The sequence below is a fragment of the Porphyromonas somerae genome, from assembly GCF_022845615.1.
Classification (GTDB): domain Bacteria; phylum Bacteroidota; class Bacteroidia; order Bacteroidales; family Porphyromonadaceae; genus Porphyromonas_A; species Porphyromonas_A somerae.
Map to the genome: position 1 here is coordinate 630,001 of NZ_AP025559.1, position 14,726 is coordinate 644,726.

8 protein-coding genes and 1 riboswitch are annotated in these 14,726 nt (G+C 48.0%); all 8 genes read right to left on the minus strand.

Annotated elements, in window-relative coordinates:
• Positions 1 to 2 precede the first annotated feature (2 nt).
• The 8 genes from cobJ to MWL85_RS02740 all read right to left on the minus strand — a co-directional run bounded on the left by cobJ (position 3) and on the right by MWL85_RS02740 (position 14,636).
• Positions 3 to 1,403: a precorrin-3B C(17)-methyltransferase gene (gene cobJ, locus MWL85_RS02705; RefSeq protein ID WP_244401846.1), complete on the minus strand. Its 1,401-nt coding sequence runs from the start codon at positions 1,401 to 1,403 to the stop codon at positions 3 to 5.
• Between the two features lie 214 nt (positions 1,404 to 1,617).
• On the minus strand, positions 1,618 to 2,982 hold the full coding sequence (locus MWL85_RS02710; RefSeq protein WP_244401319.1) for a DUF4374 domain-containing protein: 1,365 nt from the start codon (positions 2,980 to 2,982) through the stop codon (positions 1,618 to 1,620).
• A gap of 13 nt (positions 2,983 to 2,995) precedes the next feature.
• The gene (locus MWL85_RS02715; protein ID WP_244401320.1) at positions 2,996 to 5,350 is read right to left on the minus strand and encodes a TonB-dependent receptor; all 2,355 of its coding nucleotides are present in this window, start codon (positions 5,348 to 5,350) and stop codon (positions 2,996 to 2,998) included.
• Positions 5,343 to 6,290, minus strand: coding sequence for a sirohydrochlorin cobaltochelatase (locus MWL85_RS02720; protein ID WP_070706505.1), 948 nt, complete (start codon positions 6,288 to 6,290; stop codon positions 5,343 to 5,345). The genes MWL85_RS02715 and MWL85_RS02720 overlap by 8 nt, the downstream gene beginning before the upstream one ends.
• Before the next feature lie 57 nt (positions 6,291 to 6,347).
• Positions 6,348 to 6,545: riboswitch (cobalamin riboswitch) on the minus strand.
• Between the two features lie 423 nt (positions 6,546 to 6,968).
• A complete protein-coding gene (locus MWL85_RS02725) occupies positions 6,969 to 7,973 on the minus strand; it encodes a hypothetical protein (RefSeq protein WP_244401321.1) in 1,005 nt (334 codons plus the stop codon).
• 6 nt (positions 7,974 to 7,979) lie between these two features.
• Complete coding sequence (locus MWL85_RS02730; protein WP_244401322.1) at positions 7,980 to 8,975, minus strand: FimB/Mfa2 family fimbrial subunit; 996 nt, start codon at positions 8,973 to 8,975, stop codon at positions 7,980 to 7,982.
• Between the two features lie 12 nt (positions 8,976 to 8,987).
• A complete protein-coding gene (locus MWL85_RS02735) occupies positions 8,988 to 11,645 on the minus strand; it encodes a fimbria major subunit (RefSeq protein WP_244401323.1) in 2,658 nt (885 codons plus the stop codon).
• A gap of 12 nt (positions 11,646 to 11,657) precedes the next feature.
• Entirely contained in the window at positions 11,658 to 14,636 is a 2,979-nt protein-coding gene (locus MWL85_RS02740; protein WP_244401324.1) for a fimbria major subunit, read from the minus strand.
• Between the last annotated feature and the right edge of the window lie 90 nt (positions 14,637 to 14,726).

Genomic DNA, 14,726 nt, shown 5'->3' on the forward strand with positions numbered 1-14,726 from the left:
GGTTATACGTCACGACCAGGCCTTAGTGCTTCTGCATCATCAAAGGTGAGAATCGCATTGCACAGTGTTGCAGCAAGATTACTTCCCCCCTTACGACCATCAATAATCAACTTAGGGATATTACGGAAAGGTTTCACCGCATGCTTTGACTCGCAAACGTGTACGAAACCAACAGGAGCTGCAATGATGCCCATAGGCTTTGCCTCTCCTTTTCGGATTAAGCTCGCCAATTCTAGTAGAGCAGTCGGTGCATTACCAAAGGCAAAAAGGGCATCGGGGTGCTCTGCCACTGCCAGACGAATACCTGCCTGGGTACGGGTGATACCTAGACGATCCGACATCTCCTTTGTGAGAGGGTCAGAGAGGTAGCACTTAGCCTCAATGCCCAATCTTTGAAGAGCTCCTTTGCGAATGCCTGAGGTGACCATCGTCACATCGCTAATAATGGTCTTGATCTTTCCTGAAACACACGCCTCATGCAGTCTCTTGACAGCATCGGGGTCGGAGTAGAATATCTGCTCCATTTCAAAGTCGGCAGTGGTATGAATCGCGTGGAGTAGTGCCCACTTATGATCCAATGGAATCTCTGGTTTTTGGAGCTGGGACTCTATCGTTCGGAAACTCTCAATCATAATTTGCTGACCCAGCTTTGTATCTTTATCCGCTTTTTCACGATAGTAGCCACGAGGAGTAATCATGCGGTTGCGGGTAGTGAACGTCTGGCTATTACCAATAATTACCATGGTAAACATATCAATCTGCTCTGCATCAAAATCTACTAGAGTAGTGTAGGTCACCTCTTGATCCTCACGCCCAGCTTGGCGTACAATGCCGACGGGAGTATTAGCGTCTCGCTCTTTCAAGAATAGTTCACGTAGTCGCTCAATCTGCCAGTACCTCTTGACACTCTTAGGATTATAAATCGCTGTGATAAAGTCCGCCTCGGCAGCAGCGATGATTCTTCGCTCAATCTTTGCCCAAGGCGTCATAAGATCGGAAAGCGAGATGATACAGAAGTCGTGACCAATGGGGGCACCCAATATAGAGGCGGCGGTCTGAAAGGCTGAAATGCCTGGGAGTACCTCAATCTCAATGTTACTCTTCAGCTCCTCCGCCATCTCATAGATAAGGGGAGCCATGCCGTAAATGCCAGCATCTCCAGAACTAATCACAGCCACCTCCTTGCCTTCGTCGGCCAATCTAAACGCCTCTCTAGCTCTTGCCGTCTCCTGACGCATTCCTGTATCTATACACTCTGCATCTGACCGAAGGTAGTGCGCAACAAACTGGAAGTAGTACTTGTAGCCAACCACCACATCCACCTTTCCTAAAATATCCCTTGCCCCAATGGTCAGGTCACGCTCACTACCCGGACCTATCCCGATCACATATATCTTTCCCATCACATTTATATATCAATTAAACAACAATCTTTAATCACATAACTACCCAATAAGTTTCTCGTATCAAACAAAAAAGTTTCTCGTATCAAACAAAATTGTTTTACGTATGAAATCAAAATGCTTCACGTATGAAACTAAAGGTATTCATATATCAACAAAACCCCACCACTACCATAATTGTTCGGTACGTGGTGGGGTAAGTTACTGTTTTTATTTATCTATCAAGTTTGATGATACGATCTGCAAAGAACCCGGGCTTCAGTTTGGCTGCCTCAGTCACCTTTTCTGTCGCAAATTCATACTTATAGAATTTAGTCTGAGTGTCATCACTAATACCAAGAAGGGCGTAGTCCTCTTCCACCACGATAAGTTCTGTGAAGTTGCCACCCTGGCTGGTTGGAATTCCTTCAATGCGGTGCTGATCTCCACCTGGGGTTAAGTCTATTACAGCCCAGAAGAATCTTCTAGGTACTTTCCAGCTAATTTCGACAGCTTTATTTTCTGGGCTCTCTATGTAGGCGAGTACCTTGGTCCCTCTCATGTGATGTAAGGTAATTATCTTGTTATCGTCAAAGATATCAATTTTATAGTTGGGGTCAGGTCTATATTCACCTGCCTTAATACGCATGATATGTCCATATTGCATTGTGGATGTAGTGGCATCATCTCTAACCGTATTACACAGCATATAGTAGTCTCCATTTGGCATGAAGAAGCCGTGTTGTTGTCTTAGAGAACCAAATGATACGAATCCAGGACGATCTGCACGCTTCTCCTCGTAGACATGTTCCACTGCCATATTGTCGGGATTGATCGTAGCGGTAAAGAATGATTTGTGGCTATCTTGGGTCTTTTTATCTTTAGGCTTATTCTTATCTTCGTGTCTAAAGTTGAATAAAAGCTTGTTATCCGCCTTTCGGTATACCAAGAGGCCACAAGATGAAAAGATCTCATTGTTGCCTAGCTTAGGTAAATCCAATGTGCCGTTGGCTAATACTTTCATGGTTCCTGAAGTATCAATCTTATACCAGTTCATCTTGTGCTTTTTAGGTGCTTTTTTGTCTTTACTGTCGGGTGCACCTATAAGCACAAGTGTATTGTCATCTAGCCATTCATGTGCAAATCTTCGGTCAGAAAGCTCAGGTATTGGGAATATTTTAATGGGTTCCACTCCAGAATCAGTGATTTTATATTTACCGAAGTTGTTTTCTCGGCTAATACTGTAGTAATAGCCTTTATGGTAGATAACAAATGGGGTGATACCTGATTTAAGCGTCTCAGCCCCTTTGTGTCTGATATCATACTCTCCTTCAAGGAGGGTAGGTATTTTCTTAACCACATGTGGGTCTTGCTTTTTAGTGGATGAGGTACCTTCTCCAGTTGCCAACCACATATCATATAGGTCTACAGCTGGCTTTTCTGGATTCTCAGGATTCTCAGGATCCTTTGGATGCTCTGGTAGCTCTGGCACATCAGGCTTCTTCGGATCTTTACCTTTAGGGGTATCGTTGCTGCCACAGCTTGTGGTTAAAGCGATCACTAGGATGGCTAATAGTTGGATAATTGACTTGCGTTTCATTTAAGTTATCTGTTTAATTAAAGAATGTGGTAAGTTTACAGAAGAGAGAGCGTCCTGGCTTCTGAAGCATATAGTTATCGTAATTGATCTGATCAAAGAGATTATTGCAGTTAATGGATAATTTCTGCTTGCCCTTATTCCAAGACCAGGTAGCACCAATGTCGGTGGTTGATTGGGTGGGGATAATAGCCTTAGAGCTTTTAGAGCCAAGAGCCGCCCATGAAAGATAGAACCAGTGGACATATCCATACGAGGCATTAATCCTTAGGTCACTTTCCTTCAGACCAAAAGGCTCCTGAAAATTAATCCCTAGCGAGCTATTGGTGTAGAAAAAGGGTTTGTTGGGTATCCGGTTATTATAGGTAATATCTATTCGGCCATCGGGAAGCTTCTCGCTTCTATTCCTTTCATCAACATAGGTTGCATTCACCCCCAAGTCAATCAGATTTTTATATCTATACTTGAGATCAATCTCACCTCCAAACACTCGTGCTGCCCCTACATTTTTATAGGTACCTAATCCTTCACCTATAATATCTCTTCGGATATAATCTTTTACATCACGCATGAAAAAGGTCCCCTCGTAGTTGATAGAGTGGTTACTATTAATTCTCCAAGCCCCATAGAGGGCAAGGTTGAGGTTGTGTGCTCTTTCAGGGTTGAGCTTGAAATTGGGGTAGATACTAGCCCCATTACCGAATAACTCTCGTGCCGTAGGGAGCCGAGTTGCATTTTCGTAGGAGAGTTTTAGCGAAATCTCTTTGGCAAAGGTGACACGTGCCCCCAAACCATACCCTATATTATTGCGAACCACTTTACGCTCCACATCACGAACTCCAGTAATCCAATACATATCCTCTTGCTCAATAGAAGATTGGAGGATATAATCCTTCAAAAAGAGGGTGGAATTGATCCTATCGCCCCACCAGTAACTACTGTACGAAAGTCCTATAATATGGCGTGCTAAGAAGTCACTTGTCGGGATAAAATCCTCATCATAGCTGTCACTCCTATTATTATGGTTGGCGGTTAGGGTATAATTTAGGTTGAGTGTACTCGCATTAGTTAGCCGATAGGCCAGATTACCCCTTACCACAGTGGTAGGTCGTTTAATGTGCCGGAGCATTTTGCCGCGTTGAGTAATCTCACTCCTATTGGACTCCAAGAACGAACCATCCCAAAAGTACTTTCTAAAGGTGGTATCAGCAAAAAGGACATGGTCCAAAGTATGAGAGGCAAATAGTTTTGCCGTCAACCCCTTCACCAATAAATTCCTCTTGCTATAGTTGAGAGAAACTCTAAGGGCATCTCGGTACCTCTCAGCAGCACCAATCACCAGTTTTTGGCTCAAACCAGTTTGAATCTCACTCTTGCTATTGGCATAGTAGACACCGATGAGTGCTTCATCCGCCCATTTAGTTTGAGTGAATCCAGCTTGTATTTCTCCGTTGATAGAGCGGTAGCCATCGTGAAATCTTCGGTAATCCCCCGTTTGGTATTCATTGGCCTCTGGATTCCACACATCCACTCCACGCATCATATAGTTATTACGAGTAGAGGTGAGACTACCATTACCACGGACGGTAAAGCCATTGCTTTTCACCCTGTATTCTCCACTAAGGTTAGCACCATAAGTGTGGAAAGAGCCCCCGTTGATGGAGGCCTCAAGATAGTTCTTATTCTCCTTGCGTGTGATGATATTCACAGCACCGCCAAGGGCATCTAGCCCTAGTTCGGGAGGGACCACTCCTTTGTAGATCTCCACCCTATCCACAATGTTGATGGGTAGATTGGCTATGTTGGTACCACTGCCTAGTGAGGTGAGTGGTACCCCATCAATGAAGTATCTAATAGCATTGCCACTTAATCCTGTCAATGTGAGATCAAAGTTGGAGCCGATGCCTCCTTCCTCTCTAATCCTCACCCCGCTGGTCTGTCCCAATAGGTTATTTAAGCTGTTGTTGGAGGCGGCGTATGGGCGGACATTGAGGCTTTTGGCAGCGTAGACCCCCTCTTGCATCTGCTTGCTGTAGTCGGGACCTACCACCAATACCTCTCCTAGTTGCTTATAATCCTCCTTTAGCTGAATGGTTACAGAGCTATTCTTGGAGAGGTTCACCCTTTTATGAGTGGTTTTATAGCCGAGTAGTGAGGCACGGAGTAGGTAGCTGCCCGACTTCAAGTTGAGCGAGAAGCTACCAGTCTGATCGGCTGCTGCTACATTGCCTTTGCCTTCTATGGCAATAACTGCGTAAGGTAGTGGATGATTTTTTTCATCCACTACCTGACCATTTATCTTGTAAGTCTGAGCTGTCGCAATAGAAGCAGTCAGAACTAGTACAAGCGAAAGAAATAGTCTATTAATCATCAGCGTGCATCTTTTCACCCGTTACCTCATAGACTTTTTTCTTCTCTCCAATGAGCAGTCTTCTATATTGAGAGTAGAAGTCTATTTTGTCGTTGAGGATCTGTTGTAGCTCAGGTAGTTCGCCTAGTCCTTCGAGCCTTAGTTCTACCTCAAATCCCGCCTTGGTTAAGTTTTCCTTCCAATCCTCGGCGATATCCTCCTTGGCATGCTCCCCAGCCACAATCATAAGAGGACGAAGTACCACCTTCTTTAGTCCTGTAGCCTTAAGTCTTTGAAGTGCTTGCTCGTAGTAAGGGTAGCCCTCTACGCAGCCGATGATCACATTAGGGTGCCCACTTAACATCAGCATGTGGTCCAGCATCGCGTATTGTGCAGTAGCCACATCGTAGGTGCCGTGACCTACCCAAATAGTTGCCATATCTGGTTGGCTATCAGCCGTGATAAGCTTGATTAGCTTTTCGTAGTCTGCTTCGTGGAATAGTAGCGGAGTTGCCACTCTTATCTTCTTAAAGTTAAAGGGTAGGTGGGCTACTTCACGGATTACCGAGGTGACCTCTACGCCATTGGTAATAGAAGTGGAGATCACTAGCACATGGGTATAACCTTCATTGTGTAGTTGCTGTAGGGCCTCAGTAGGATTGAGTTTGATGATCCCCTTATTATCCTTTAGACGTTTGATGATGATACGAGAGGTATAGGCTTCACGTACCTCAAGATTGGGGTGACGCTCCTTAACTGCCTTATTAATGGCATCAAGTGTCACAGCTCTGGTATCATCGTGTGTGGTACCGAAGTGTGTGATTAAGATGGCCCCTTTATCGCCCTCCTGTAAATTTTCAAATAGAGGGTCCTCAATAAACACCTTGTTTTGAGCACTCACCTGCTGATGGCATAGCATAGAGATAAGAACTGCCATAGTTCCTAGCAATAATTTCCTCATAAGTCTGAAATGGTTTCCGACATCAATATAACAGCACTCTGCACCCCGGAGCACCACAATACACACTATGATATGGCAGGTTTCCTGACTTGCTTTACCTTGGAATACCTTCCCACCTGATAAGGCAGTGGTAAATATGAATATCCAAAGCTTATTTCAAAGCTCACAGTAGCGGGCACTGCTCCAGACTTTCACTGGATTCCCTTTTATAGGCTATCTAAAGAATAGGATAACCTATCACCATATCTATTTATCTACCTACAAAGATAGTAATATTTAGGGTACTTAACAAATATTGGGAAAGGTTTGGGGTGCCTTTGGCGGAGGGGTGCCTCATCGGACAAGTCGGACAGGTCGGACGAGTCGGAGCACCCGACAGGGTGCCACTCAGATAGCCCCCGGCCGGGGTCGTGGGGGTGGGCGGTCATTGATCCCCCATTCATCGGGCTGACGCCCTCGAATGGGGGGCTAGGATCCGTCGGACCTCTGTGAGGTCCTTCTCCGGCCTGTCCGACTTGTCCGATAAGGCGTTATGCAAGGGTCGTGGGGTGGGGGTGTCCTCGTTTCCCGCCGGTCGTTCGGGGGCGAATGCCCCCTCCGACACGGGGGCTATCTGAATGGCACCCTGTCGGGTGCTCCGACCTGTCCGATCTGTCCGACCTGTCCGATGAGATACCTCTACAGATTACTTAGCTGGTAGCGGTAATGGCCACCTGGGAAGATGGAGAAGCGTTCGATGAGGCCATTGATGCCGATGGGGGCGGGCTCCATCGCGATGCGGAGGTACTCATCGTAACTGTTGGGGAGTCGCTCCTCGGGCAACTGCATCAGTGGCAATAGCTTCGTTTCGCCATTCGTCAACTGGATCCGCAGATGCGTCATATCGCTGAGCTCTGGACCTCGCCACTGCTGCTGCTCCGGGGCATAACAGCGCACCTCAGGCAGACCAACACAGTAGAGCGTCCCCCCCTTCTCCAATGGGGTGAGCGGATAGTAGTGCATCTCATGTCTCCGATCCGACACCTTAGAGTAGGGGTACCCAAAGAGCCCCCCATCCTCCCGATCCTTAGGGAACCCCAGCTCGATACGCTCCATCGACAACCCCTTGGTATCCACCTCTAGGAGTGCCACCGATGGTGCCAACTGAGGATAGAGGATAATGGTACGATCCGTCTCCTCTTGTCGAGGCAACTGTCGCTGTAGGTGCCCCACCAATGGGATCAAAAATGGCCGATGCTCTGGGCGTGACAAAGGGATAAAATAGGTGAGTCGCAGCAACGCCTGCTTGCTACGGATCTGCTGAAATGTCTCCTCCTGAATACCGATCCCCTCCTCATTAGCGATGAAAAAGAATTCATAGGTGCTCTGATCCAGTACCACTGGGTCACTACACGCCAGCTGACGCCAACTGAGGTTTCTATCCGCGCCCTTGTAGCGTAGCCGCCCATTGTACACCACCTCTCCTCTCAGGTTGGTGGCAATCAGACGTAGCGAGGTGATCTTTCCGAAGTGCTCTTCCGTCCCCTCTGGCAAGAGCAGTTCGGGACGACTAAAAACAACCGCCACCTTACCCTGACCAGGGTCAGGATAAGGTGCGTCAAATATTAAGTCAGTACAACTAGTCTGAAAGAGGGATAGCAGTAGTAAACAGCAGATCCCTGCACCATAGGAAAGCGGTCTCATTCCTAATTATAACGGAGCTAGTTCAGTATCGTAGCTGTGTACCTGCCAGTTATTGATCTTCACCCAAGCGACTTGATATCCTTCGGAACAGTTAGGACAGCGGCGTACCTTCAGCTCCACGGTGAAGTCGTGGTCACAGTAGAGATTGATATCGGCACCATCTTTAGCTGCACTCATCAGTAGCCCAATCAGGTTGCTACGGAAAAATGGATGCTCCTGACCTGCCTTACGCATGGTGACCCAACTATTGTGGCCACTTCTCAGAAGTAGGGTGGTCAGTTCTGCTGTTAGCTCGCCATCATACCCAGGTTCACAACCTGGCTCTACTGGGCCTACAAAAGTATTGGCCTTGGTCGTAATCGTGGTAGGGTAGGGATAAGGGGTAGCCTCATTATTGCCCAGCATCTTACCCTCGGCACTGTAGCGGTCATTGGCCGATACCACCTCCACAGAGATCTTATCTGGATCTTCAAGACCGATGATGTGCACCTTGATGCGGTTGGTCAGCTCCAGTAGATTCACCTCTACAGAGGTGACCTCATTCGCCCCCTCTTCATTGAGTGGCTTCAGAGCTACTTCACGGCTAATCCCTTGGCGGATTCGCTGATCCTTCAGGTCCTGACCCGCCTTTAGCTGAACAAATTGCTCGCTTAGCTTGGCATTAGGGGTGAGTGCAAAGTAGTCCTTGTAAAGACCCGACCATGCTGCAACTCGAACCGATTCGCCTGCAGGCACCGTCATCCGCACCTTGGTCTCCGCCGAGATAGGTCCTTCGTGGGTCTGTGTCGCCACTGCCTCGCCCTTTTCATTGTAGGCAATGAGGAGCACACTCTTCACATCGGTAGGGTAGGTGCGTGCCGCATCACAATCGGTCTGAGTATAGAGCGAAACCTCTATCTCCCGTGGGCACTCCTTAAGCTGGTCGTGCAATAACGATTGACACCCTCCAAGAAATAGAATTGGGAGGAGGGCAAGTGCCCTATTTAGTATTCTCTTAGTCATATCTAATAGTGATTAGAATTGTTTTTTATAGCTATGTATCCCCCAGCCGACATTCGTCACCTGTACGTTCATGTAAGGATCCTGAATGGGTAGATACTCATCCTTCGATGGCACCTTCTCATCGGGATCAATGTTATGCAGATAGGTGAAGCGTTTGTCGTTAGGCGTCTTCACAAAGGGAATGCCTGAGAGCCCCATCTTCGTGAAACCAGTGATGTGCATGTGGTAGATATTGTTACGTAATACAGGTGATGAGTACCAGGTGCGGTTGTTGTTGGTACTGGGGTTCACCCACGCGTAGTAGACCATCAGCAGGCGGGTATTCTGCATAAAATCACCAAGTTGACCATCTATATTTACCCCACGATATCTAGTCATAATCTCATAATTGACTACCTTGTCCTTGTGCTCAGGATTGGCGGTGTAGTCCTCCACATAGCCGAGACGAAGGTCAATACGGTCGTACTTGCTAGTACCATTGAATGCAGTCACCAAGTCGGGAGCTACCCTACCATAGAGGTAGAAGTCCATCGCACGCTGCTCATCAGCGGAAAGCGTCTCCGCTTGGATGGTGCCATTCAGCACCCCGCTAAACTTATCCAGCAAATCTTGTGACGCCTTTGGTATTGCATTCCCAGGAATGGCGTTGGTAAGTTTGGTATACCACTCGTCAGTAGTCTTTAGCTGATGGGTGACATTACCACGGTCGGCAACTGGAATGTCGTGGTAATTGAGATAAAAATTCTGCGTGCCCAGCGAGTAGTAGATGCGGTTGATGCCATGGGCGTAGGTGATAGGAGTGACATCGTCTCCAGCATCATATTCCTTTTTTGAATACTTCTCATTGATCCTTTTTATTTCTTTTTCAAGATCAGGAATATCTGGGTACTTATCACTCAACTGCTTCTTCAGGGCTTTCAACTCGGCATTTAATGGTTTTAATAATGCTCTCTTTTCTTTGAGAGAAAGTGTCTTATTGTTTTTCACCGCGGCTATTTCTGCTTCTTTTGCCTTTATTTGGTCGTTAAGGGGATCGGCATCTCTTGCGGCTATCAAGTCAGCTAGGCGCTGCTCCTTATCCCCCATTTCAATTGCCTTTTGCCTAGCTGTTTCGTCAAGAAGATCTTGAATTTGCTTTTTCGTTTGTGGGGACCAAGGTAAGGAGTTGATGGCGAAAGAAGCGATGACGGCAAAGAAAGGGGTATTCCCCTTGCGGTAGCCACTATCCTCTCCGTCACCCCAAGGATGGGTGGTCTCGGTCAGGTAACAGCCCCCCCAGTGCACGGTGGGCGTCTCATAGGGGTAAGAGGGGATATTAGTGAAATTCTCTCCATCTTCCACATTCCACATCCCGATGATCACTTTCCGACGGAAAAGCTGCTGCATCGTCAGATCATTATCATTGCTAGGAGGCATCACCTGGCTTTTATCCACTGGGATAGAATTGCGGAAGAAGCGCTCATAGTCAAGTGTCGCGGGGTCAAATCTATTATTCTTCTCCTTATGGGGCTGATAGGTGGTAAAATCAATCAACCCAGAGGGGGAATCTTGGCCATAAGAGGGGCTCTTGGTATTCTTGATATTGAACCAATCACTATTGGTGCGCTTGGCAATAGGGTAGAAGGTAGGTTCAAAATTGAGCACCTGATAGTAGATGCCCATTAGCTTCATCTTCTCCTTTTCAGGATCGCCCTTAAGTCCTTTTCCGATGATCTTCTTGTCCCACGATACGACGGCCTGAGCCAGTACCCTCCGGACACTGACCACAGCCAGATTCTCGCGACTATTGACCACCTCGCTCTCCGATATATTATCTGCAACGGCAAAGTCCTCCTTTATGCCTGAGCACATGATGTGGTCTGAATATTTATAGAACCCGTTCGTAGGCTTACCCCCACTCGGATTATTCGTAAGGTCAAATAACCGACTGTCAAAACCATCGTCTTTGAGCTCTCCAAAACTTCCTTCACTCATATTTATGTTACCAGGGGTAAGCGCATCACCGCTAACATCTTTATAGAGTACTTTCTTGGCGATGTTGGGGTCGGGGCGGAAGCCTCCAAGCTTTGGGGCGTCGGTGTCGGGGTAGGTCATGCCCGCCTTTCCTTGGTAGGGGATAGGCTCCTTGACCCTTGCTTCAAACTGACCCTTGTTGCCGAGCGTAGGCTCTAGGTACTTGATATACTCAGCTGGTGGATTGAGGAAGGCATAGATGGTCTTCTTCCCAGGTGAGGTCTTCCATGGCTTGAGCGTCAGTACATTATTTTTCCACGTCTGTACATTGGGATCCAATACGTCATCGCGCTTAGCCCTTTCCCAATTGGCATCCCAGTAATATTCTCCAGGAGTAACCACAATCTTATTACTGTAGATGCAATGGATCTCGTCGCGATCCTCGGAGACAACGTAGACAGCGAAGGAGGTGATGTCGTCAGTACCTGCCCAGTCCCCTTGATAGTTGTAGTCTTGGTCCTCCGATTTGTCGCTGCCGCCGCCGGTGCGGAGGCTGAGCGACATATAGGTGGAGCCGTAGGAGGGGGTCACCCCTTTTTGCTCCTCATCTGGGGTGTCTATTACAAACCGCTCCTTCTGGCAGCTACTCGCTCCTACGAGGAGCAGTGCCACCATCAAGAGGCTAAATAGGTTATGTCTGTATATCTTAGTCATCATCTTTATTTCTGATCAGAATGTAAGTGAAAAGCTCGATGAGCGTGGCGTTGATAGGCTGGTAGGTGAGCCCGTACCACTTGTAGCGTTGAGTGGTGCATTAGCTGCTGGTACCTCCTCATCGGGGTCTAGCTTCCAGTGGAGGAATTTGTAGCCATTGCCCTCTGGTACCCTTGGCACAAAGGGGATTGCTGAAAGACCCATCTTGGTAAAACCTGTGATATGCATGTGGTAGATGTTGTTACGCAACACTGGGGAAGCGTAGGTGGTACCTGATTCCTGGGTGTTGGGGTTGAGCCAAGCGTAGTAGACCATCATCAGGCGAACGTTACTGATACTGCTCTTCGTTTCCTTACCATCGTTATCGACCTTCTTATTCCTGACATAGCAAGGGTAGCTCACCACGTTATCCTTCTTATTGGCGGTGTACCATGCTACATAGCCACTCTGGAGGTCTATCCTATCGATACGCTCGGCACCACCGAAGTACTGCACCAATCCCGGTGCTACACGACCATATAGGTAGAAGTCCATTGAGCGACGCTCAGCGGGGTTGAGGTCCGTCTCCGGTATCTCCCCATTCAGTAGTTGGCTTAGCCTACTCATCAGATCGGCAGATGGTGGCAATACTGCTGCAGTAGCAGGAGCCTCGTTGGCTTCGGTTGGGAAGTCCTTGCCGTTGGGCAGCTTGGACTTCAGCTCGTCTAGCCAAGGATCGTTCTCTGTTAGGGTGTGCCGTTGACCACCACGTTTGGCGAATGGTATCTCGTGGTAATTGAGATAGAACTTGTGATCCGCCAGAGAATAGAAAATCCTATTGATCCCCTGCTCATAGATAAATTGAGTGTAAAACTCTTTGTTAGTTGTTGTGTTCTCCAACTTTGGGTATTTATCTCCTGAAGAATTAAACTCGTTTTTAAAGTCTTCAATCTTCTTATTAAGAGCTTTAATTTCATCGTTGAGCTGCTGACGCTTCTCGGCATTTGGGTCGCCCGCTCTCAGCTTCCTATCCGCTTCGAACGTCTTCTTAAATTCTTCTTGCTCAACATCTAGATCCGGAGCGTCTAGTTCTGTTGGGCTACCGACTCTCTTGTTTTCGGGATACTTGCGGTTGCGGTAGCCTTTGTCAGCTAATTTTGTACCGTCCTTAAAATCCTGTCCGCGTAGTGTGCTCCTCTCTCGCTTAATCTTATCCAGATATCCCGCCTCGTCTAGCTCCTTTGTCTTAATAAACTTATCCCTTTGCTTTGAGATCTTGTTTAAATAGCTCTTCGCCCCCCTTGAATTCTTGAGATGGTCTTCCCACCACTGCACATAGGCCTGGAAAATAGCATTGGCGTCCGCCTCACTTATACTACCGCCACCGGCCTTAGGCAAAGCGTCTAGCTCCGCCTGCTTAGCGTCGCGCTTATCTCTCCATTCTTTCAGTTGATTATCGAGGTCTTTTTGCTTGTTGTCAATTTTAGCTTTGGCGGTAGTTATTGTTTTGTCTCCCCATGGGAGCTTCTCTGTATCAAAGTAAGCTACGACGGCAAAGAAGGGGGTGTTGGAGGTGTTGTAGCCACTGGAGGCATCAGTTCCCCACTTTTGAGTGCTTTCCGTCACATAACAGCTTCCCCAGAATGTGGTGCCACGTGTAGGAACGCTCATATCCTGTTTCTCGATGCCATCATACAGCTTTTTAGAATCCTTGTACTCTATCCTCATCTCCCGCAAGAGCTTCTGAGCATAATTCTCATCGGCAGGATCCAGCTCGGCAGGTCCCTCCCCATAAACGAAGTGAGCTGAGCGGAAGAAGCGATCCCGTACCAGTGCATCTGCAGTAAACTCTTCATCTGCAATCGTTGATTGGTAGGTCGTCATATTGATTCGCGAGCTATTGTCCGTCTTATTGTAGAGAGGCGTCTCGGTGTTTTTATTCCCCGGCCACTCGCCCTCCTTTGTAGTTTTGGCTATTGGGTAAAAGGTAGGCTCGAAGTTGAAGACCTGAAAGCTTACCCCCTTGATCACCATGCCCCCCAGTTCGGGGATAGGAGTCTTTACGAGGTCCGCCTCGGCAGTCACTACAGCCTGTGCCAAGACCCGGCGGGTATAGACCTGTACCAGATTGCGTCCATCCTTTACCTCCTCCTCCGTGATGTTGTCCTCCGGCAGGTAATTGTACCGTACCCCAGAAGAGAGGATCCGATCCTTGCGCTTGATACATGGGAGAGGACCAGGCTTAGTTTCGTTCATCCTGGTATCAAAGAATGCAGTGGGGAAATCAAGGTTTCTCCTTGGGTTCCTTCCATCATACCCCGGTCTTCCCTTATCGGTAAAAGATGGCACGTCGGGGATCATGGCGGAGGGACCAGTCGCTATCTCCTTCGTGGCGATATGGCTGTCGGGGCGGAAGGCCTCTAGGAGGGGGGCATCCCCATCGTAGGTAATGCCCTTTTCTCCCATATAGGGGATCGGCTCTGAAATTCGCTTGAGGAACTCTTCTTTATTATTGAGCTTTTCGTCTAGGTACTTCTGGTACTGCGTGGGGATATTGAAGAAGGCAAAGATCCGCTTGCTCACTGGTGCCGACCTAAAGGGATTTAGGAGCAACTCCTGCTTGTCAGGGTCCCATGTTGCTAGGCTACTATCGTTCACGGAGCCAGCGATGGGCTGTACCTTATCTATTCCTTCGGAGACGATGTAGACGGCGAAGTTCTCGATGATGTCATCGCCCTGCCATGTGGTAAAGCTCTCTTCGCCCGTTGCACTTTCCTTTCCATCCTTAGCCCCGGCCTCTTGCTGCGTAGCGGGGTCAGTAGTGGGGGGAGTGGTGCGAATAGCGAGGGACATATAAGTGCTGCCCTCATCAAACTCTGCCGTGTGGCGGTAGCCGAGATCCTCTTCGGGGACGAAACGCTCCTTCTGGCAGCCGGTGAGGCTAAGGAGCAGTGCTAGTAGCACGCCGCTCAGGGTGGCTAGCTTTTGATTGATGGATCTGCTTATATTCGTCATATTTATTCTCTGCGTCTGTTGTTGTTTCTTTTCCCTCTCTCTTAGTGGCAGAAGGTGCGGTCAGGCACCTCCTGCCTGTGGGGTTTAAGT

Bases quoted from the DNA above. Each gene is read 5' to 3' on its own strand.
- MWL85_RS02720 (WP_070706505.1), bottom strand. From the start codon at position 6,290: ATGAGGAAATTATTGCTAGGAACTATGGCAGTTCTTATCTCTATGCTA.
- MWL85_RS02730 (WP_244401322.1), bottom strand. From the start codon at position 8,975: ATGACTAAGAGAATACTAAATAGGGCACTTGCCCTCCTCCCAATTCTA.
- MWL85_RS02740 (WP_244401324.1), bottom strand. From the start codon at position 14,636: ATGACGAATATAAGCAGATCCATCAATCAAAAGCTAGCCACCCTGAGC.
- MWL85_RS02725 (WP_244401321.1), bottom strand. From the start codon at position 7,973: ATGAGACCGCTTTCCTATGGTGCAGGGATCTGCTGTTTACTACTGCTA.
- cobJ (WP_244401846.1), bottom strand. From the start codon at position 1,403: ATGGGAAAGATATATGTGATCGGGATAGGTCCGGGTAGTGAGCGTGAC.
- MWL85_RS02710 (WP_244401319.1), bottom strand. From the start codon at position 2,982: ATGAAACGCAAGTCAATTATCCAACTATTAGCCATCCTAGTGATCGCT.
- MWL85_RS02715 (WP_244401320.1), bottom strand. From the start codon at position 5,350: ATGATTAATAGACTATTTCTTTCGCTTGTACTAGTTCTGACTGCTTCT.
- MWL85_RS02735 (WP_244401323.1), bottom strand. From the start codon at position 11,645: ATGATGACTAAGATATACAGACATAACCTATTTAGCCTCTTGATGGTG.